Source organism: Ferruginibacter profundus, from assembly GCF_054783275.1.
The window spans coordinates 2048618-2068658 of the sequence record NZ_BAAGQW010000002.1 but is presented as its reverse complement, the minus strand read 5'-3'; the positions used below and the strand labels follow the sequence as shown (position 1 = coordinate 2068658).

The following is a 20041-nucleotide window of genomic DNA, read 5'->3' as shown; positions in this document are numbered from 1 at the left end:
AACTTTAAGAACTTTATAAAACTTTCATTTATTACTGGCTAACCACTTATATATGCGTTTAATTACAATACTTTTTCTAACCCTGGTTTTTAAGGCATCCGCACAGCAACCTGCCGATAATTGCAAACAGGTAAACGATATTGCATTGGCAGAAAGGCTTGCTCACGAACGTATTAACCCAACCACCAATGGCCTCTTAACTGCGGCATCAGATTTTGATGTGAAATATTACCGTTGCGAATGGGAAGTTGACCCGGCTGTAAGATTCATCAAAGGAAAAGTTACCGTGTATTTTGTAGTGGCAAACCCTGCAACAGCCATCACGCTGGACCTGATGAGCCCTTTAGTGGTGGACAGTGTGAAACAACGTAACCTGGTACTGACTCAACAGCAAGCCAATAATGCTGTACAGATAACTTTTCTGTCGCAACTAAATGCAGGCACACTCGACTCTGTAAGTATTTATTACAAAGGTGTGCCACCAAATACCGGCTTTGGTTCTTTTATACAGGATCAGCATGCAGGCGTACCTGTTATGTGGAGCCTGAGCGAACCTTATGGCAGCCGGGACTGGTGGCCCTGTAAAAATGGTTTGGACGACAAGGCAGATTCTATTGATGTAATTGTAACCGCACCTGCTCAATACAAAGCTGCATCAAATGGCTTACTGCAAAGCGAAACATTGATAGCCGGCGGTACAAAAAAAGTTACCCACTGGAAACATCGTTATCCTATAGCCTCTTATCTTATTTGTTTTGCTGTTACCAATTATGCTGTGTTTAATAACAGTGTTCAGCTGGGTAATATTACACTGCCCATGCAAACATACTGTTATCCCGAAAGCCAGGCTTCTTTTCAGGGCGGTACACAAAATGTGCTGGATGCATTACAATTGTTCCATAATACTTTTGGTGATTATCCTTTTATAAAAGAAAAATACGGGCATGTACAATTTGGATGGGGCGGTGGTATGGAACATCAAACCTCCACATTTGTTGTGGCTATCAACGAAAGCCTTATTGCTCATGAATTGGGCCACCAGTGGTTTGGTGATAAAATTACCACCGGCAGCTGGGCAGATATCTGGCTGAACGAAGGCTTTGCCTCTTTCCTGGCCAGTTATTATGCCGAGTTAAAATATCCCAACAGTGCTATCAGCAACCGTAAGGCAGTGGTTGATTATATTACGTCGCAGCCAGGGGGGTCTGTTTTGGTAGACGATACCACTAATGTGGGCAGAATATTCGACAGCAGGTTAAGTTATAATAAAGGGTCGCAGCTATTGTATATGCTACGATGGAAACTGGGCGACTCCGCATTTTTCCGTGCCCTAAGAAGTTATCAGAAAGATCCTGAACTGATGTATGGGTTTGCCAGAACAACCGATTTAAAAAAACACCTGGAAGCTGAAAGCAAGCAAGACCTTACCCGGTTCTTTAACGACTGGTATAAAGGTCAGGGATACCCGACGTATAAAATAGAGTGGTCGCAGATAGGGAGTAGCTATGTAAAAGTGAAAATGAACCAGGTCACATCACATGCTTCGGTTAATTTTTTCGCCATGCCGGTGGCATTAAAATTTGTGAATTCGCAGTATCAAAAAACAGTGGTGCTGGATAATACAACCAACGGAGAAGTATTTATAAAAAATATCGGCTTTGTGGCAGATACAGTTTTTATTGACCCTGATTATTGGCTCATCAGCAGAAACAACACTGCAAAAAAAATAACGGAGGTAACCAGCGGGCAAAATGTAGTCCAGGTATTTCCCAATCCTATCCAAAATCAGTTTTCTGTTTATCTGAGAAATTTTACTGCTCCCACAGCAACGGTATATCTTTACAATACGCTGGGCCAGTTGCTGTATTTTAAAAACCTTACCATTGTTAATGGATCAGAATACGTAGAAATACAATCCCGGCATTTAGCAACAGGTATATACTATTTTAAAATAGAAAGCAGCGATGGTTTCAGGTATGTAAAGAAATTGCTAAAGTAAATAACTGGCAAAAAATCTATTTTCTTTATTGATCAACATTACAGTACTTTGCGGCAACCAGTATAACCGTGGCAAAAAAAAAGACAACTGTTGTAAAGATCATTATTGTATCTGTTATTTATCTTTCAGCAGCAGCCATTGCAATATTCCTCATTACCACCTACGTTAATCAGCCCAAATTTGTAAGGTATCCGGCATTTGGCATCCCCATGCCTGTTAATTATGCCATTCACGGTATTGATGTAAGCCGGCACCAAGCTGCCATTGACTGGGATGATGTGAGTGCAATGCAGGATAAGAATATTAAGATCGGGTTTACTTTTATAAAAGCTACCGAAGGAATAAGTAATGTTGATGCCGCCTTTCGCCGCAACTGGCTTAAAGCTAAAGAAGCAAAAATTATACGTGGGGCCTATCACTTTTTTATTTCCAGTAAAAGCGGTAAGGCACAAGCCGAGAATTTTATCCAGATTGTTACATTGGAAAAAGGCGATATGCCGCCGGTACTGGATATTGAACAGGCCAATGGCGCTTCTGCAGAAGATATTCAGCAAAGGGCAAAAGACTGGCTGGTAATGGTAGAAAAGCAGTATAAAATAAAACCGGTTATTTATACCAACGTGGATTTTTACAATAACTTCCTGGCAGGTAAGTTTGATGATTACCCGCTTTGGGTGGCGCATTATTTAGTACAGGATAAACCAAGGATAAAACGCAGCTGGCTGTTCTGGCAGCACAACGAAAGCGGGAGGGTAAATGGCATTAATGCGTACGTGGATTTTAACGTGTTCAATGGCGATAGTACTGATTTTAAAAACCTGTTGATGAAATAATAATTACAACAATTGGCATTATTCAGTTGTTAATTACGAAATTGCCTTACACACCAATAACTTTTTAGCCACTTATGGGTATAGAAGACGATACAAAAGATTTTTTAGTAAGAATAATGCAAACCATATCTATAGTATTGCTCTGGATGATGGTGAATGTTTTCTTTGGCTTCTATAAAGACTATGCTTTTTTTAATAGCCGGCCCAACTGGACCAACTATCTCTTTTACATATTATCAGCCACCAGCCTTGTTATGCTGATCGTTCATTTAAAACGCAAATGGCGTTTGTAACATTTTTGGTTAGTTTTCGTTACAGGTAAAATACCCTTTTACACGCAGGCGAATGCGTATAAATTTCACTATTTTTAATTATAAACTAACCGGCATGAGGCTTAAGCATTTCTGCAGATACGCTGTAATAACAGGAACCCTGATAATATGGACGATAAAATTTGCATTACGGCCTTATATACATTTTACTCAACCCACTAAATACCTGCTCGGTATTGCACCTAATTTACTGGGTTCTTTTCTTTTGCCTTTGGGTTGCTACTGGTTATTGGGTAAATACATCAACCTCCACGCCGATAAACAATTGAGATGGTTTTGTATAGTGTGCTTTGGGTTATTGGTGATAAACGAACTGCTGCAATTGATACCCGTTTTTGGCCGCACTTTCGACTACAGTGATATTGCAGCTTCTGCAGTGGGGTTAACCAGTGCTTATTTTGTATGCAGTAAATATCTGTTCCGTAAACTGGCCACTTATCCATAATATAACCAATAAACCAGTTAACTACTATGATCCACCACAATAACCCACTTGTTTTTTATATTTTTAAACAATAAAGTAAAGTGCCCGCTTACATCGCCGATGCTACGGGTTAAATGCCATTTGCCCACAACAAAATAATAGAGTACCGATAACCTTTTTACTTCCAGGATATTAAAATCCAGTTTACCCATGGCAGCGGTATCAGGATAACCTCTTTTATAATTCTCCAGCGTTTTTTGCCAGCCATAGGTAACACCGCTTTTACCAATAAATTTTAAAGAATCACTTTGCCAGTAGGTAAGCATAAAGCGATCGAGGTCCCCGGTATTCCAGGCGTTTAATTGTTCGGCCATGTTATTTCTTATAGCCAGCTCGTCTTTTGATTGTGCTGATGCCGTACTGCCGAAGCTAAAAGACAAGAGCAGTAAATACAATAGTTTTTTCATTGTGTTATGTTGATGGTACAATTTAAGAATTTCACACTTTAAATACCTGCAAACTTTTGGTAGTTAGTATGCAACAGCTATTGACTTATACAAAACAAATACGGTTAAAATAAAAGCATCTTAATGCGTATGATGCGGAGATGCACATTTGCTTTTATGACAAAGCCTGTAATTATAATAATGTGCAGAAATAATAAGCACAACTGCTATAGCTAAAAACAAATATTCATGCTGAAGGAAAAACTGTTTTAAAACCAGGAAAATAAATCCTACCGAAAAGATAGCTACGGGTACAAAAGACCGGTGATGCTTAACATAACCATGAAACAGGGAGTAAGAGCCTACCACAAAAGCAAGCGCAATCATACCCCATTCAAAAAAACCATTGTGAATAATATTAATGCCAAAAACCGGTAAGGAAGTTGCCAACACAGGCAGCAACGCACAATGTATAGCGCAGGCAATTGAAGTGCCAATACCAAAAGCGTCCCAGTTTAATTTTACTTTCATTTGAGCCTGCAAATATAGTATATTTGCAATAGTGTTGCAAGTTTTTAATCCGGGTTCACAACCCCTGTCGCAGTTAAGAAAGGAAAAACCGTTAAAAGGTTGTCAACCTTTTAATCTAACTGCCTGCAACTGGCGTAAATTTGCAAAAATGTTTTTTATGAGTAAGAAGTTGCTGTTGTACGTGGTTTTTTTTGCCTTGCTGCTGGGTGGTTTTTATTTAATGGTGTTCAGCGATTATGATTTTTCAAAATCCAACCTGGTGGTGAGAAATCCTGATGTGGGGGATTTTTCCTTTATCAACCAGGATGGAAAAACCATCAGCCGGCGTGATGTGGATGGTAAAGTATATGTGGCCGAATATTTTTTTACCACCTGTAAAGGTATTTGCCCCAAAATGAACGCCAATATGAGGCGTGTGTTTGATGCTTTTAAAGAAGAGCCCGGTTTTATGATCCTGTCGCATACCTGTATGCCCGAAACCGATTCTGTACCGCTATTAAAAGCATATGAGAAAAAGATGGTTGAAGGTAAACTGGTTAAAAATGCAGACGGTTCTTACAGTATTGATTATGATACTGCCACTAAGCCCCCTAGCCCTGAACCCCTCAACCTAAACTGGAATTTTGTTACCGGGGATAAAGCGGCACTCTATACAATGGCAAGGCAGGCTTATGGTATTGATAATGGAAAGCCAGACAGTACACAAATGATAAAGGACCAGTTTATTCATACCCAGTTTTTTGCCCTGGTAGATAAGCTGGGCAGGGTAAGAGGTATGGTATATGATGGCTTAAATAATGATGAGGTAGATAATATGATAAACGATATTAAAGGCTTATTAAAAGAAAAAGTCACGTCTAAAAGATTTATGAATGGCTTTAGCAATAATCCGAACTAGGGCGTGAATGGTCAATGGTGAATTAGAACGGTATACCACGGCCGCTTAATCTATTGATCATTGACCATTCTCCATTTACGCCTCACGAACTTTGTTTAACTTTACACCAACATGGAAAGACTACCCGGCATATTAAAAAAGAACCACCTGAGCGTTACCGACAGTCGTAAAAAGATACTGGAATTGTTTTTAAGCAGCCCGGGTGCATTGGCGCATGCCGATATTGAAAAAAACACCGGGGAGATTTTTGACAGGGTAACAGTATACCGTACCCTACAGACTTTTGTTGAAAAAGGCATCATACACAATATACCCACCACCGATAATTCTATTTTATATGCCCTTTGCAAACAGGATTGCGAAGCCGGGCATCATCACGATAACCATGTGCATTTTATATGCGATGCCTGCAATAAAACTATTTGCCTGGATGATGTAACCATACCGGAAGTAAAATTACCTAAAGGGTTTAAGCCCAAACATGCAGAAATGGTGGTAAGCGGCCTTTGCGGAGATTGTAAGTAAATGAATATACCGGTTTTTTAAAAATTGGTTACTTTTATTATGCCTGTAATTTATTTTATCAAACTCAACGCTTTTGCCCGCTGCACTAAGACCTGCTAAAGAACGTTTTCCTGCGCTAACAGGCATACGGGCCATGGGAGCTGCTGCGGTATTTTTTCTACACCTTTCCTTCAAGATCGGATTTAATATTTCCATAGATGTAATGGCGCTGTTTTTTGTATTGAGTGGTTTTCTCATCTTTTATATTTATTATGAAAATGCAGCGGTAAAAAAATGGCAGTTGCAACAGTATTTTGTTAACAGGTTTGCCAGAATATACCCCGTTTATTTTTTACTCGTTACGGTGGCCATAGTATTGCGCCATGATTTTCAACCTTTATTTCTTTTTAAAAATTATACGCTGACACATGCTTTATTTAACCATTTTTCTGATATCGCCATACAGCCGAGCTGGTCAATTACTGTGGAAGAATGTTTTTATTTTTTAGCACCCTTGTTCATGTACCTGGTTACAAGGTTCAGTTTTTTTCTTGCATTATTATCTGGTGCTTTATTGTTAGGTACGGCCCTGTTTATTTCAACGCAGCCATTTTCGTTTCTTCATACTTCCCGCCTTGTTTTTTCTAATACTTTTTTCGGTCATTTTTTTGAGTTTTTCTGCGGTATTTTTTTAGCATTGGTTGTTTTAAAGAGAGAGAAAAAAGGGCCGGTAGCATTAGAAGGAATAAAATATACGTTTTGCGGACTTGCAGGAATTACTATAGCAATCGGGATAATAGGTTTAACAAAAAATATGAATGACCCTGAACAGGCAGCACAATTTTTTTTAGTCAACAATTTTATTTTACCCATACCGGTTGCGGTATTGTACTATGGGTTGATCTGCGAAAAAAGCGGTCTTGCCACTTTTCTTTCTTTTAAATGGCTTGGTATGCTTGGCCGCACCTCTTATGCATTTTACCTGGTGCATACCATAGTAATAGAATCCATTGCAACACCCTTTATCCTGCCTTATTTTTCAGGGCATCATAACCTGTATGTGCTCACAGTTTTTGTTCTGGCGCAACTGATTGCCTTTTGCATTTATGTATTTTATGAAGTACCATTCAATACATTTATCAGGAAGAAATTTTCCTCCGCAAAAGCTGTTGTATGATGATTATGAATGCTTTAATACTTATACTGCTACAAAAGATAGCTATAGTTATATGTGCCTGTGCAGTAAAATATTTAAGAAAATACTGATTTTAATTTGGAGTTATATTAAAAATTATTATTTTTGAAGTCTGAAACCTACATCATTCTGAACAATTCGTACCAGTCTCCTTTGTAATAACACAACAACCCCACATCGTTAACCCAGCCAGATCCAGGTAAAACCATACCTAAATCCCACTATTCCTGTGTTTATTTTTTGCATACCTAAAACACAAGAAAATGTTTACAAATTTTACCTCAAAAGCAGGCGCTTTGCTTGTACTCATTGCTCATATGGCAATAGCTACAAAAGCGCAAAATCCCATCACTACTTATACACAGGTGTATTCTGCCAACATTAAAGGCGGTACCGCTGTATTGGGTAACACCAGCATGCAGATCGTCAACAGCAATAATGGCACTGTACGTAGTAACAGGATGAACGATATATCCGACCCTAACAATGGTGTAGGTGGCATCGGGTATACACAGTATGGTAACGACAACGATAACATGCAGTTTGCAGATATTGATGGCGTTGCAGGAACTAATAATTCCACATCTGCAGATCTTATTTTACCCGCAGGTACCAACACTATAAAATTTGCCAGGCTTTACTGGGGCGGAAGAATTTTAAATTCGGCTATTGCCGGTGTACCGGATACTTTGCGTAAGGTAAAGATCAGGAAGGGCGCAGGCAGTTACTCTAACGTATTGGCCGCAGCTACCAGCGTTGACCAGTTTGCCATAGCAGGCACCTCCGAAACGGTGTACCAGGCCTATTCTGATATTACAGCTTATATACAATCCAACGGTGCAGGCACATTTACTGTAGCCGATGTGCCTGCCACAGCAGGATCTACTTCTAACGGAGGCAGGTTTGCCGGCTGGAGTATTGTGGTAGCATACGAAAACCCTGCATCACTCTTAAATAGCGTACGTATATATCATGGTTACTACCAGGTATTTACTGCAAGCAATGGCCCTTCATCGGTATCGGTTACACTAAATGATCTGAATGTGCCTAATAATTCTTTATCCTCAGGTGATGCTGTTATGACGGTAATGGGCTGGGAAGGCGATGGTAATCTTGGTGCTACAGGCTCTAACCCCGAAGGCGATTTTGTAAAAGTGAACAACGTAGTGGTTTCCAATGCTGCAAACCTGGGTACAAATTTCTGGAATGGCAGTATCAGTAATAACGGCGCTTATGTAAGTACAAAAAATCCCAGCTATGCTAACCAGATGGGTATTGACATTGACCAGGTAAATGTAGGTACGGGCTACAATATTTTGCCCAATGCCAATTCGGTTACACTTACTTTTGGCACAGAAGCAGATCAATATTTTCCCAGCTATTTTGCTTTTTCCTTAAGGGTAAAAGATCCCTTGGTAACTATCAATAAAACTGTTACAGATGCCAGTGCCAATAGCTCAGTTGAAGCTAACGAAATATTGACCTATACGCTAACAGGAACCAATGTTGGCCCGGGCCAGGCGCATAATGTTTATGTAGTGGATTCACTTCCTTTAAATGTAACCTATGTGGCTAATTCAATGGAAGTGATCAGCGCTGTGGGTGCAACTTTGGGCGCACAAACAGATGCTGTTGATGGCGCAGATAAATCTTTTAAAGGCACTAATGCCGGAAGAGAGTATGTGAAATTCTTTTTGGGTGCAGGAGCCACTAACGCAGCCGGCGGTGCATTGAATGTGGGAGAAACCTACACGGTAAAATTTAAAGTGCAGGCACAGGCGATTCCGGGCAGCATTACAAACACAGCAACATCTTATGCTTACTCTGCAGTTAATGACCTGTTTACCGATATGAGTACAGCTGTAATAGGGCCATTGGGCGCACCTTTATCTGTAAAACTGGTATCTTTCAATGCAATACTTTCCGGAAACAGGTCTTTATTGGATTGGGTAACCGAATCTGAATTGAATAACGATCATTTTGATGTGGAAAGAAGTGAAGATGGTATTCATTTTACAACTATCGGCACTGTAAAAGGTAATGGCACATCTGCCACTATACACAATTATAGCTTTACAGATAATTTGCTTTCCGGCGCTGCTGTTGTGTATTACCGTTTGAAAGTGGTGGACAATAACAACAAATCAAGTTATTCAAAGATTGTTTTGGTAAGGCAGAACGGCGTATTCAGTGCTTCGGCAATTACAGTGTATCCTAATCCGTTTGTAACTGATGTAAAGGTATTTATCAAGAGTACTAAAACTGTAACAGCACTTTTGAGGATAATAGCTGCAAACGGTGCAGAAGTGGCTGTAAAGAAAGTAACAGTTGAAGGTGGTAATAACATAATTGTGATGAACGATATGGCTTCATTACCCAGGGGCGCATACATAATTGAAGTGGTTGCTGAAAGCGATAAATTCTCTAAGACGATTTTTAAGAATTAAACTTGGGATAATGTCATAAATAAAAAGGCGGCAAATGAGTTTGCCGCCTTTTTATTTATCAGTTAAAGAAACTATGCAATTTTATCCATCTCTGTTTTTACAAACTCCATCAGTACTTTTATTTTATCCGGGCTGAAATCAAACTTTAATCCCGCTGTTTCAAAAAGCTGAGGTAAAGTTTTTGTGCCGCCCAGTGCAAGCGCATTGCAATAATTGTCCATTGCCTGCTGCTTATTGTTTTTGTATTGCATCCACATGCCGATGGCCCCTAACTGGGCAATACCATATTCAATATAGTAAAACGGTACTTCAAATAAATGCAACTGGCGCTGCCATGCATTGCTGCGATAATTTTCCAATCCGCTGTAATCAATCACGTCATCCTGGAATTCTTTTAAAATAGCATTCCATGTTGCGGTGCGTTGTTCGTTGGTATGGGTTGGGTTTTCGTATATCCAGTGCTGAAATTTATCGATTATAGCGATCCATGGAAAAATAGTGATCACTCTTTCTAACTGGTGTTCCTTTGCTCTCCGCAGATCGGCATCATTATCAAAAAAAGTATCCCATTCGTCCATGCTGAATAACTCCATGCTCATGCTGGCAACTTCCGCAATCTCCATCGGGTATTCTTTAAAGCCACTTAACTCTAACGGATGTGCAAGAAAAGAATGAATGGCATGTCCGCCCTCATGTACCATTGTGGTTACATCATGCATTTGCCCGGCTGCATTCATAAAAATAAACGGTGCACCGCTTTCTGCTAGCGGGCAATTATATCCACCGGGAGCTTTGCCTTTTCGGCTTTCCAGGTCAAGATGTTTTAATTCATTCATCTTTTTTAAGCAATCGCCAAAAAACGGGCGCAGCCTGGTAAAACATTCAATGGATTTATTTACCAGTTCATCACTTGTTTTAAAAGGATGTAAAGGCTCTGTTCCCGCCGGTTCGGCATCAATATCCCATGGCCTTAATGTAGCTAAACCTAGTTTTTGTTTTTTCTTTTGGTAGATGATATTTACCAGGGGCAGTACATGTTGCTTTACTGCCTCATGAAATTGATAACAATCTTCTTTGGTATAATCAAAACGGCCTAATTCTTTAAAACGATAATCCCTGTAATTTTTAAAACCGGCATTAATTGCTTCCTGGTTTCTTTTTTCAATCAATTGATTGTATAGCGTATTTAAAGGAGCTGTGTCTTCTAGTCTTCTGTCCTGAATCTTTCTATACACTTCTTCTCTTTTATTTCTGTCGTGGCTTTCTAAAAATTTAGCCGCTTGTTGTAACGTGTATTCCTGCCCGTCAACAGTCACCAGCATTTTGCCTGAAATAACCCCATACTGTTGTTGCAAAACAGATAATTCTGCCTGTAAGGGAATATTTTCTTCCCTGAATAATTCAATGCTTTTTTTAACACTGCGGAGATACGTAAAATATTTTGCTGCATCCAGTTCGGCAGTCAAAGGATGGGCTACTAATTTTTTATTCAGGGCATCAGCATAAGGCTGAATATTGGGCTGAATTTCCATGACGAAAAAATTAAAGGCTTCTTCCAGGCTTTTATTTTCCGTATCGCAGGTCATGCGTATCTGGCGCCAGCAGGCATCTTCGTTCACCATCGCTTCCAGTTCGCTCTGGTCTTTAAGCCATTGCTCAAGAGCGGCTTTGCTATCGATATTCCTGTCCAGTAAATTTTTAAAAAAAGGTTCCAGGCTGGCCCAGTCGGTAACGGTAAAATCTTCGGGAACAAAATGGCGGGGTAGTTTTTTTATATCTGCGGTGTACATGGTAGTGAGTTGTGAGACGTGAATAGTGAGTTTGAAATCCTAAAAATCCTGCTACAACATTATAGCCATAGCAGGATTTATATTTATAAAATCTGTGTTAATCCGTTAAATCAGTGTCATCAGTGTTCCATCTATGCCATCTTTCTTGGCGAATTTATTTTTTTAGCAGGGGCATTGTTTTTTACGGCAACAGTTTTTTGTTCTGTTGGTTTTGCTTTTGCAACAGATGCTTCAGCTTCTTCAGTTGGTGCCTCGCTAAGTTTGATCTCTACATTGTTCTTCACCAATACTTCAAACCATTTTACCATCTTTTTGGTATCGCTGGCATACACCCTGCTGAAATCCATGTCAGGATACACTTTTCCAAAATACGCTTTTACCGCTTTGGCATCGTTAGCATCCGGTAATTTTTCTGTGCTGGCCTTCATTGCTAAAAACACTTCAGATAAATTCACGTTATCTTTTACAGTAAAAACCTCTATACTCTCTAAATGCGAAAAGTTATGAATACGGCTGCTTACAAATTTAGTAGTGTTATCTTCTAAAGAACGTACCACAGCACCATCGGCTTTTGATGATAACAATTCAAATAATCCACTCATTCCGGTAACGGAAGCTAATTTATTATACTCCATGCTGATAAAATTTTAGGGCTGCAAGTTACTTGTAAAAAAGCAAATTAACCAATGTATATTAATGAGGAGGTACAAGGGGAGAAGCTGCAAGAGCAGCTACCGGGCCTGGGCATGGGATACTTCTCCCTTGTAGCTTTTTTCCCCGCAGCTAATGGCTTACAGTCTGCTTCAGCTTACACTTCCAAAATACCTGCAATTCCTGCGACAGGTTTTCCTTGTGCCGTCGTCTAAAGTAGTATGCAAACACGATTTTTACTCAGGAATGTAGTTACATTATTAATGGCCGGCTTTGTATCGGCAACCGCTTTAGGACAGAATATAACTTTAAAAGGTAAAGTGACAGATAAAAGCGACAAAACACCCGTTGTTGGTGCTACAATAGCTTTAGTTTCTCAAAAAGACAGCGCACAGTTAAGCTTAAAAGTTACCGACAGCAAGGGTAATTTTCAGTTTAGTAATTTAGAACCAGCAACTTATATCGTTAAAATAAGTTTTAGCGGCTACGAAAAAATTGAGCAAAAAATAGCCTTACAGGCCAGTAATAAGGACGCAATTCCTTTTACAATTTCAAAAATAGCTACAGATCTTACCGGTGTTACTATTATAAGCAAAGCCCCGCCGGTAAAACAAAAAGGCGATACTTCCGAGTTCAGTGCCAGCCAGTTTAAAGTTAACCCCGATGCTACTGCAGAGGATATGATAAAAAAATTGCCCGGCTTAACCGTGGCTAAAGACGGAACCGTTACAGCAATGGGGGAGCAGGTAAAAAAAGTAACTGTAGATGGTAAGGATTTTTTTGGCGATGATGCTACCGCAGCTTTAAAAAACCTGCCGGCAGATATCATTGATAAAATACAGGTATTTGATAAACTGAGCGACCAGGCGGCACTTACCGGTTTTGACGACGGTAATTCAATAAAAACAGTAAATATTGTAACTAAGTCGGGTATAAAAAACGGCCAGTTCGGAAGGGTTTATGCAGGCGCAGGAACAGACGGACGTTATACAGCCGGTGGTAATGTGAGTTTTTTTAATGGCAACAGAAGGCTTTCTTTAGTGGGCAACTTTAATAATATTAACCTGCAGAATTTTTCTTCACAAGACCTGTTAGGCGTAACCAGCAGTGGTGGCGGTGGTGGCAGAGGCGGCGGCGGAAGAGGCGGCGGGGGCGGCTTTGGCGGCGGTGCAGATAATTTTAATGTGGGCCAGTCCAGCGGCATCAGTAAAACCAATGCGGCAGGATTAAATTTCAGTAATGTATATGGTAAAAAACTAACAGTAACCGGTAGTTACTTTTTTAACAACAGTACCAACACCAATGAAAGCTTAACCAATACAGAAACTTTTTACGACCCTAAAAATCTATTCAGTTTACAAAAAACGAATTCCACTTCAGATAATACCAATCACCGTATTAATATGAGACTGGAGTATAAAATAGATTCAGCCAATTCACTTTTTATAATACCAAGTATCAGTTTTCAAAATAATAAATCGGTATCTAATTCGTCTTCACAAAATTTTTATGGTGTAAACGATTCTACCAGTACTTCTATTGGCAACAGCAATTCCAGCAGAAATGGTTACAATATCAGGAACAATGTTATGTTCCGTCACTCATTTCCTAAAAGGGGCCGTACCATTTCATTTGGTTTTAATACCAACTGGACCAAAAATGATGGCGAAACAATAACAGAGGCAAGTTATAAGTTTTATAAGAATGGTTTTGCAACCGATTCTTTACAAAACAGGTTTGGCGATAACAGCACTAACGGTACTACCATTGGAGGTAATATCGCTTATACTGAACCCATTGGTAAAAAAAGTCAGTTGCAAATTGATTATACACCATCTGTACAAAAAAATAAAGCCGACCAGCAAACGTTTAATTACGACGGCCAGAAGTACACCGTATTTGATACATCACTATCTAACCGTTTTGATAACACGATCACCACTAACAACGTGGGTGCTAACTTCAGGTTGGGGCAGAGCCGGGACCAGCAATTGTCATTTGGTGTGAACTATCAAAATTCCAAATTAGAAAGTCAGCGTATTTTTCCCACAGCAACATCGGTGCATCAAACATTCAGCAACCTGTTGCCTAATGTAATGTGGCGCAAAAAATTATCTAACGTAAGTAATATCCGTGTGTTTTACAGGGCGTCTACCAACTTTCCTTCTGTAAACCAGTTGCAGGATGTGGTAAACCTCAGCAATCCTTTAAGTGTCAGCAGCGGTAATCCCGATCTTAAACAATCCTATACGCATTTTTTAGCCGGCCGTTATTCTTATACCAACTCAAAAACAAGTAAAAGCTTTTTCGCCAATATATTATTGCAAACAGCGGGTGATTATATTTCAAACGCTACTTATAAAGCCACTAAAGATTCTACCATACAACAAAACATTGTATTAAAACAGGGATCACAGCTTTCTAAACCGGTGAACTTAGATGGATATAAAAGCCTGCGTACTTTCTTTACTTACAGCATGCCTTTAAAGTTTATTAAAACCACATTGAATGTAAATACAGGATTCAGTTATTCTAAATTGCCGGGTTTAATCAACAATATCAACACTGTTACCAACAGCTATGCTTATAATGCAGGTGTTGTATTTGCAAGTAATATCAGCGAGTATGTGGATTTTAATGTTTCGTACAGCGCTAATTTTAATAATTCAACTACCAATACCACTAACAGTACTGCAACAAAATATGTAAACCAGGCTGCAGGGGCGCAGGTAAATTTATTAAGTAAGAAAGGATGGTTTTTACAGAACGATGTTTCAGGCAATACTTACAGCGGTTTGTCTGACGGATTTAATCAAAGCTTCTGGTTATGGAATGCGGCAATTGGTAAAAAGATATTGAAAAAACAGGCAGGTGAACTTAAGCTGTCGGTATTTGACCTGTTGAAACAAAATCAAAGTATAGTAAGAACAGTAACCGGTGCTTATATTGAGGATGCACAAACACAGGTGTTGAAACAATACTTTATGCTCACGTTCACTTACAAACTTAAAAACTTTGGTGTGGCAGCAACAAGACAAGGTGGTGGTAACTTTAACCGTGGCGAAGGCGGAATGCCGGGCGGTGGGTTTGGTGGCGGTCGGCCGGGTGGTGGCGGAGGGTTCTAACTTTTATAAGTAACTTTAGACTGGACATAAACTAAGTATCTTTTGAACCAACCGGAATTAATTGTGCAGCTGCAGCAGGGAGATGAACAGGCTTTTAAAAAGCTGGTGGATGAATGGCAGGATATGGTGTACAATACGGCTTTGGGAATAGTGCAAAATGAAGATGATGCCGATGATATTACACAGGATGTTTTTATACAGGTGTACCAGTCGGTAAGTTCTTTTAAAGGCGAGTCAAAATTTTCTACCTGGTTGTACCGCATTGTGATATCGAAGGCACTGGATCATGTAAAAAAGAAAAAAAGAAAAAAACGGTTTGCTTTTGTACAGAGTTTGTTTGGAACAGCCAGTGAAGAAGAAATACACCCCGAAGAATTTAATCATCCCGGTGTGTTGATGGAGAACAGGGAAAGGGCAGCTGAATTATTTAAAGCGATGGAACAGTTACCCGATAACCAGCGCATTGCTTTTACCCTGCACAAACTGGAAGCACAAAAGCACCAGGATATTGCCGCAATAATGAACATTTCTTTAACAGCGGTGGAATCACTGATTGCAAGGGCAAAAGGAAATTTAAGAAAGACATTGAATGCTTACTATACGAACAATAATTTTTAAGTACAATGAAAGATAACGAACACATCAATAAATTAACGGAGGCCGCACTCAACAGCCTTGATGGTGCTGCCAGGGCAACGGCAAAGCCATACCTGCTTACCCGCTTAAATGCTAAAATGCAAAATGCAAAAGAAAGCAGGTGGGATAGTGCTTTAAAATTTATCAGCAAACCAGCCGTGGCATTGGCCGGGCTTTGCCTGGTGATAGGTATTAATGCTATGGTGGTGGGGTATAATTATCCGGATAAAACAACCGTTGTGGCAGATGAGCCCCAATACGCATCTGTTGATGAGTACAGCAGTTCTGCCACAGTATTAAATGATATTGAAAATATAGAGCCATAATGAGTACGCAAACAAAAAGTAAACTATACCTGTTAATAATCGGCATTTTACTGGTTACTAATATAGGAATGCTGTTCTTTTTCTTAAATAACAAGCGTGACGATCATGGAAAACAACCACCCAGGATAGACAGGCGGATGATGATGAAGAATTTTTTGCAAAACGATGTGGGGTTTAATGAACAACAGTTGCAGCAATATGATACGCTCAGCAACCAGTTCAGGGAAAGGAATAAAGCAGATATGGATACGCTTAAAGCTAATAAGGAAGAGCAGATGAAGGAACTGGGCAGCAAAGGTTTTAGTGTTGCCGCCATTGATAGTATTGTAAGCAAATCGGCAGAAAATCAGAAATTGATGGAACTGCATTTACTGAACCATTTTGCCAACATCAGAAAACTATGTACCGCAGAACAGCTGGTAAAATTTGACACTACATTTTATAAGATATGGAGTAGAAAGAAAAAGCCGGAGGATAAAAAGACAGACGAAAGAAAATAAAATAATTTATTCACACAAACAATAAAAAACAATCACACAATGAAAAAACAAATTCTGGTAGCGGCTGTTGCAGCTTTGTTTAGCATTACAGCTGTAAATGCACAGGGAGGCGGTGGAAATTTTCAACGCAGAACACCTGAAGAAAGATTAAAACCAATTCACGACAAATTAGACAGTGCCTTTAAGTTAGATGCTGCTAAAATGAAACAGGTAGATGACATCTTTTTAAATTCTTTTAAGGAGGCGGATAAAAAAATGGAAGAAATGAGAGCAGGTGGCGGACAAATGGACAGGGATGCGTGGCAGGCCGCAAGACAAAAAATGAATGATGAAAGAGATGCAAAATTAAAAGAAGTACTTACTGCCGATCAGCTTAAAATCTGGAAAGAACAGATTGAACCAACAACAAGACCACAAAGAGGTGGTGGAAACCGTGGCGGTGGCGGCGGTGGTGGAAATTAGTAATTTGGGTGAATATGAATAGCAAGGGCTCCGCTTTTTCAGGCGGGGCTTTTTTTTTGCCACGGATTGCACAGAATAACACGGATAAAACAATGCTTTAGTACCAGATAGTATTTGTAATTGGGATGTGGCTTAAAAGAAAAATTATATTAAAAAGTGAAGAATAAAAAGGCACTTCCGTAGAAACGGAAATGCCTGAAATCAAAACCTGTATAGCCACTGTATTAATTCAACTGACTTTTTTTCCTACACAATTCCCTTCCATCTCATTACACCTGCACCACCTAATAACACCATACTTAAAATGATCATTCCAGCCGGTAGCGTTTTCTCCCTGTCACTTTCCGTTTTTACCTGTGGTAATAGTGTTGCGTATTGAACTTCTGTAGCAGTTGCCTCATCATTTTTTGCGGTGGCATCGTCCTGCCAGTTATTAAGGGTGGTGCCTGTTAAGGCTGTTAATGTCTGCAATTCTTTTTTCCTTCTTTGTTTTAGTTCCTGCAGATATTTTTTGCCGGCTTCACAACTTAGATCTCCTGTTGCAGGGTGTGTAATAATATACCTTGCCTGGAATGTTTCGGTATTAGGTGTTACCTGGAACATCAGGTCTTGCGCAAATGATTTTCTGTTGTAGCGAAAATGTAGTCTTGTAAAATGTACATTTTTGCTACCATTGTCTGGCTCATCATTATCTACATCGCTGTAATCGGCCCAGTCTTTACCTCCCAGCCACCAAACACCACTCTGTACAAGGTCCTGTGCACTTGGTGCAGTCGCAATACAGGGGTCGCAGTGGTAATAATTTTGCGGACTCACATCCCAGGCATATTCTAAAAATGCTACGCTCTTATCCTCATTGCCCCATTGGTGTGTAAACAGGTTACCATAAAAAGCGTTGAAATTCTTCTGTACAAACAAAGGCACATTTTTATCTGTAGCAATATTAGCATTGCGGTAATTGGTGCATTCAATTCTTCCTTTACGGGTAAAAGCGTATACAATTAAATCCTGGTCGCCATCCGCATTGGCCATGCCTAAACGAATAGGCAACATAAATTTGGGAGAATTAAAATTGATCTGGATAGGGCGCAGAAAATTATTGTTCAATTTATTTTTCTCTTTTTCATTTACCTTAACTACAAAAAATTTCAGGTTGCTTTTGATGTAAGGATCTAACACTTCTTCTGCACCATCAGGAATTTTATAGCCATTGGAAGTAAGCCATTCTTTTAAACCCCCACTTTCTTTGGCACTCAAAATTAAAATATCATATTCGCCTACCAGGTACTTGGCTTCTACTTTTACACCAAGGTCTTTTTTCTTTTCGGCAGCATTGCCTGAAGCAGCTACCTCATTTAAAACCTGTGGTGCCGATTTATAATACACTTTATCATCTGCATAAGGATTACAGGGGTTCTGGTCCCAATACTCCACCAGCCTTGGCGCACTGTAATCATTTAATCGCTGAAAAATGCTTTGGTCCACTACTTTAATATCATCTTTTCTTAACACCACCGGCACCGGCACTACCATCGCAAAATCTTTGGTATCGCCCTTAAAATCGTTGTACATAGTGATAACAGTTTTGTTGCCATCACGTACAAGTATAACCTGGCTGGTTTTGTTTTTTAATGTGCCGTCTGCCTTGCTTACATAAAAGCCGCAAAAAGACATTATCAATGGTGCTGCAACAATGGCTGCACCGATAATCATGAGTTTCTTTTTCATACTTACTTGTTTTATTGTTGGATTGATTGATTAGGTTGTATTGTTATAAATACTGCGTTACTATTTATGAAGAGCAACTGCTGTATAAACTTTTTCTTTATCGCTATTAAGTGGGTTTATTTTTTTCCAGCTGAATTGACGGGCTTTGAAAATTTTGTCCAGTAAAGGCACTAAAGGTTGCATGCATACTAAAACCCAGATGGGAGCTGTAGTAATAAATTTAAAAGTGGCCAGGTAAAATGCTATAGCAGCTACCAGTATGCTCCAGATAATTCTAGCCGTAGCATGGTTGGGTGTTGTTTTAGGATCGGTGATCATAAAAAAAGAGAATAATAATAAACTACCTGTACTGATGCTTTGTACAAAAAAATCTAAGGGCCAGCCGAGATAAATAATTTGTCGTATAAAAAGCAATCCGCCAAAGGTGAGCAGAAATGCAAGGCTGGTATCTAATTTTTGTACCCTGGTAGTAATAATAAAACCTAAACACAAAACAGAAAATAAAATTACTGCACCGCTTCCCCATTGACCGGGGCTTATCCACGCATTGCCGGTTAAAAGTACTGCTGCTACAATACCTAAAGCAGATGGATTAAAAATATGTTTGCCATTGATACGGATCAAGTATTTTGATGCAATAGAAATAAATGCCGCCAGTGCTGCAACAGAAACATTATTTGTTTTTAGTAAAAGGCATAAACCCATGGAAGAAATAATGGCCGAAGGGAGACTATTTTTTATTTTGGCAAGGCCAGGGTATGATTTATTTTTTATCCTGCTTAAAATTATTTCTGCTATCAGTTGTGTGGCAATACTTGTACTTAAGTATGTTGCATATAAGGTCCAGTCTGCATTCCAGCCTAACGAAAAAATTCCGTATAGTAAAAATATACACTGAAAAATAATCTGGAAGTACCGGGCATCTTTAAATAGTAGAGTAAAAAACATAACAGTTGAATTTTTTTACAGGATGAAATGACAAAAAGAATTACACACGCCAACTGTTAATGAATTGCAAATGGAGGTAAAATAAATATTTATGGAAAATGGATGAATTTGTGTCGTGTCCTGAAAATTGTGGCCTCAATTTTTTTAGGTTTAGCAGCGAAAGAAAAATACGACATGTTACAATTGTACCATTGTTGAATAGAGGCATTGTTGAACAAGCTTTTATCCTGTATCATTACTACTTATACAAGCATCAGCCTTAACGG

General features: G+C 39.3%; 19 protein-coding genes. 13 read left to right on the top strand and 6 right to left on the bottom strand.

Features of this window, described 5'->3' with window-relative positions:
* The first annotated feature begins 52 nt into the window (after positions 1-52).
* From ACYVM0_RS18945 to ACYVM0_RS18930, 4 genes are all read left to right on the top strand, one after another.
* Positions 53-1999 (top strand): M1 family aminopeptidase, encoded by a 1947-nt coding sequence (locus ACYVM0_RS18945; protein ID WP_460559594.1) that lies wholly within the window; start codon positions 53-55, stop codon positions 1997-1999.
* A 68-nt stretch (positions 2000-2067) separates the two neighbouring features.
* Positions 2068-2832, top strand: coding sequence for a glycoside hydrolase family 25 protein (locus ACYVM0_RS18940; RefSeq protein ID WP_460559592.1), 765 nt, complete (start codon positions 2068-2070; stop codon positions 2830-2832).
* Between the two features lie 74 nt (positions 2833-2906).
* The gene (locus ACYVM0_RS18935; protein ID WP_460559590.1) at positions 2907-3125 is read left to right on the top strand and encodes a hypothetical protein; all 219 of its coding nucleotides are present in this window, start codon (positions 2907-2909) and stop codon (positions 3123-3125) included.
* Positions 3126-3219: 94 nt separating this feature from the next.
* The gene (locus ACYVM0_RS18930; protein WP_460559588.1) at positions 3220-3609 is read left to right on the top strand and encodes a hypothetical protein; all 390 of its coding nucleotides are present in this window, start codon (positions 3220-3222) and stop codon (positions 3607-3609) included.
* A gap of 17 nt (positions 3610-3626) precedes the next feature.
* On the opposite strand, the gene ACYVM0_RS18925 is transcribed toward ACYVM0_RS18930, so the two are convergent.
* Both ACYVM0_RS18925 and ACYVM0_RS18920 read right to left on the bottom strand, forming a co-directional pair.
* The gene (locus tag ACYVM0_RS18925; protein ID WP_460559586.1) at positions 3627-4055 is read right to left on the bottom strand and encodes a YybH family protein; all 429 of its coding nucleotides are present in this window, start codon (positions 4053-4055) and stop codon (positions 3627-3629) included.
* 120 nt (positions 4056-4175) lie between these two features.
* Entirely contained in the window at positions 4176-4565 is a 390-nt protein-coding gene (locus tag ACYVM0_RS18920) for a MerC domain-containing protein (protein ID WP_460559584.1), read from the bottom strand.
* A gap of 157 nt (positions 4566-4722) precedes the next feature.
* Between ACYVM0_RS18920 and ACYVM0_RS18915 the strand changes: the two genes are divergently transcribed.
* From ACYVM0_RS18915 to ACYVM0_RS18900, 4 genes are all read left to right on the top strand, one after another.
* Positions 4723-5463, top strand: coding sequence for an SCO family protein (locus ACYVM0_RS18915; protein WP_460559582.1), 741 nt, complete (start codon positions 4723-4725; stop codon positions 5461-5463).
* A 111-nt stretch (positions 5464-5574) separates the two neighbouring features.
* Entirely contained in the window at positions 5575-5988 is a 414-nt protein-coding gene (locus tag ACYVM0_RS18910) for a Fur family transcriptional regulator (RefSeq protein ID WP_460559580.1), read from the top strand.
* Between the two features lie 73 nt (positions 5989-6061).
* The gene (locus ACYVM0_RS18905; protein WP_460559578.1) at positions 6062-7144 is read left to right on the top strand and encodes an acyltransferase family protein; all 1083 of its coding nucleotides are present in this window, start codon (positions 6062-6064) and stop codon (positions 7142-7144) included.
* A gap of 281 nt (positions 7145-7425) precedes the next feature.
* Positions 7426-9609: a T9SS type A sorting domain-containing protein gene (locus ACYVM0_RS18900; RefSeq protein ID WP_460559577.1), complete on the top strand. Its 2184-nt coding sequence runs from the start codon at positions 7426-7428 to the stop codon at positions 9607-9609.
* Between the two features lie 71 nt (positions 9610-9680).
* Here the strand turns inward: ACYVM0_RS18900 and ACYVM0_RS18895 are convergent, their stop codons facing one another.
* Both ACYVM0_RS18895 and ACYVM0_RS18890 read right to left on the bottom strand, forming a co-directional pair.
* Complete coding sequence (locus tag ACYVM0_RS18895) at positions 9681-11399, bottom strand: M3 family oligoendopeptidase (protein WP_460559575.1); 1719 nt, start codon at positions 11397-11399, stop codon at positions 9681-9683.
* A gap of 131 nt (positions 11400-11530) precedes the next feature.
* Entirely contained in the window at positions 11531-12034 is a 504-nt protein-coding gene (locus ACYVM0_RS18890) for a DUF5606 family protein (protein ID WP_460559573.1), read from the bottom strand.
* Between the two features lie 237 nt (positions 12035-12271).
* Here ACYVM0_RS18890 and ACYVM0_RS18885 point away from each other — a divergent pair, with 237 nt between their 5' ends.
* The 5 genes from ACYVM0_RS18885 to ACYVM0_RS18865 are packed head-to-tail and all read left to right on the top strand — an operon-like array spanning position 12272 to position 17099.
* The gene (locus ACYVM0_RS18885) at positions 12272-15175 is read left to right on the top strand and encodes an outer membrane beta-barrel protein (protein WP_460559571.1); all 2904 of its coding nucleotides are present in this window, start codon (positions 12272-12274) and stop codon (positions 15173-15175) included.
* Between the two features lie 42 nt (positions 15176-15217).
* Positions 15218-15793, top strand: coding sequence for an RNA polymerase sigma factor (locus tag ACYVM0_RS18880; protein WP_460559569.1), 576 nt, complete (start codon positions 15218-15220; stop codon positions 15791-15793).
* A 5-nt stretch (positions 15794-15798) separates the two neighbouring features.
* Positions 15799-16137 (top strand): hypothetical protein, encoded by a 339-nt coding sequence (locus ACYVM0_RS18875; protein WP_460559567.1) that lies wholly within the window; start codon positions 15799-15801, stop codon positions 16135-16137.
* Positions 16137-16637, top strand: coding sequence for a Spy/CpxP family protein refolding chaperone (locus tag ACYVM0_RS18870; protein ID WP_460559565.1), 501 nt, complete (start codon positions 16137-16139; stop codon positions 16635-16637). Before ACYVM0_RS18875 ends, ACYVM0_RS18870 begins: the two co-directional genes overlap by 1 nt.
* A 39-nt stretch (positions 16638-16676) precedes the next feature.
* A complete protein-coding gene (locus ACYVM0_RS18865; protein ID WP_460559563.1) occupies positions 16677-17099 on the top strand; it encodes a hypothetical protein in 423 nt (140 codons plus the stop codon).
* A gap of 246 nt (positions 17100-17345) precedes the next feature.
* Here ACYVM0_RS18865 and ACYVM0_RS18860 read toward each other — a convergent pair whose 3' ends face one another.
* Positions 17346-18827, bottom strand: coding sequence for a DUF2330 domain-containing protein (locus ACYVM0_RS18860; protein WP_460559561.1), 1482 nt, complete (start codon positions 18825-18827; stop codon positions 17346-17348).
* A 60-nt stretch (positions 18828-18887) separates the two neighbouring features.
* A complete protein-coding gene (locus ACYVM0_RS18855) occupies positions 18888-19775 on the bottom strand; it encodes an RnfABCDGE type electron transport complex subunit D (protein WP_460559559.1) in 888 nt (295 codons plus the stop codon).
* Positions 19776-20041 lie beyond the last annotated feature (266 nt).

Excerpts from the sequence above, each read along its gene's own strand:
- ACYVM0_RS18870 (WP_460559565.1), top strand. The coding sequence starts at position 16,137 with ATGAGTACGCAAACAAAAAGTAAACTATACCTGTTAATAATCGGCATT.
- ACYVM0_RS18885 (WP_460559571.1), top strand. The coding sequence starts at position 12,272 with ATGCAAACACGATTTTTACTCAGGAATGTAGTTACATTATTAATGGCC.
- ACYVM0_RS18920 (WP_460559584.1), bottom strand. The coding sequence starts at position 4,565 with ATGAAAGTAAAATTAAACTGGGACGCTTTTGGTATTGGCACTTCAATT.
- ACYVM0_RS18935 (WP_460559590.1), top strand. The coding sequence starts at position 2,907 with ATGGGTATAGAAGACGATACAAAAGATTTTTTAGTAAGAATAATGCAA.
- ACYVM0_RS18945 (WP_460559594.1), top strand. The coding sequence starts at position 53 with ATGCGTTTAATTACAATACTTTTTCTAACCCTGGTTTTTAAGGCATCC.
- ACYVM0_RS18865 (WP_460559563.1), top strand. The coding sequence starts at position 16,677 with ATGAAAAAACAAATTCTGGTAGCGGCTGTTGCAGCTTTGTTTAGCATT.
- ACYVM0_RS18915 (WP_460559582.1), top strand. The coding sequence starts at position 4,723 with ATGAGTAAGAAGTTGCTGTTGTACGTGGTTTTTTTTGCCTTGCTGCTG.
- ACYVM0_RS18875 (WP_460559567.1), top strand. The coding sequence starts at position 15,799 with ATGAAAGATAACGAACACATCAATAAATTAACGGAGGCCGCACTCAAC.
- ACYVM0_RS18890 (WP_460559573.1), bottom strand. The coding sequence starts at position 12,034 with ATGGAGTATAATAAATTAGCTTCCGTTACCGGAATGAGTGGATTATTT.
- ACYVM0_RS18900 (WP_460559577.1), top strand. The coding sequence starts at position 7,426 with ATGTTTACAAATTTTACCTCAAAAGCAGGCGCTTTGCTTGTACTCATT.
- ACYVM0_RS18860 (WP_460559561.1), bottom strand. The coding sequence starts at position 18,827 with ATGAAAAAGAAACTCATGATTATCGGTGCAGCCATTGTTGCAGCACCA.
- ACYVM0_RS18895 (WP_460559575.1), bottom strand. The coding sequence starts at position 11,399 with ATGTACACCGCAGATATAAAAAAACTACCCCGCCATTTTGTTCCCGAA.
- ACYVM0_RS18910 (WP_460559580.1), top strand. The coding sequence starts at position 5,575 with ATGGAAAGACTACCCGGCATATTAAAAAAGAACCACCTGAGCGTTACC.
- ACYVM0_RS18925 (WP_460559586.1), bottom strand. The coding sequence starts at position 4,055 with ATGAAAAAACTATTGTATTTACTGCTCTTGTCTTTTAGCTTCGGCAGT.
- ACYVM0_RS18855 (WP_460559559.1), bottom strand. The coding sequence starts at position 19,775 with ATGTTTTTTACTCTACTATTTAAAGATGCCCGGTACTTCCAGATTATT.
- ACYVM0_RS18930 (WP_460559588.1), top strand. The coding sequence starts at position 3,220 with ATGAGGCTTAAGCATTTCTGCAGATACGCTGTAATAACAGGAACCCTG.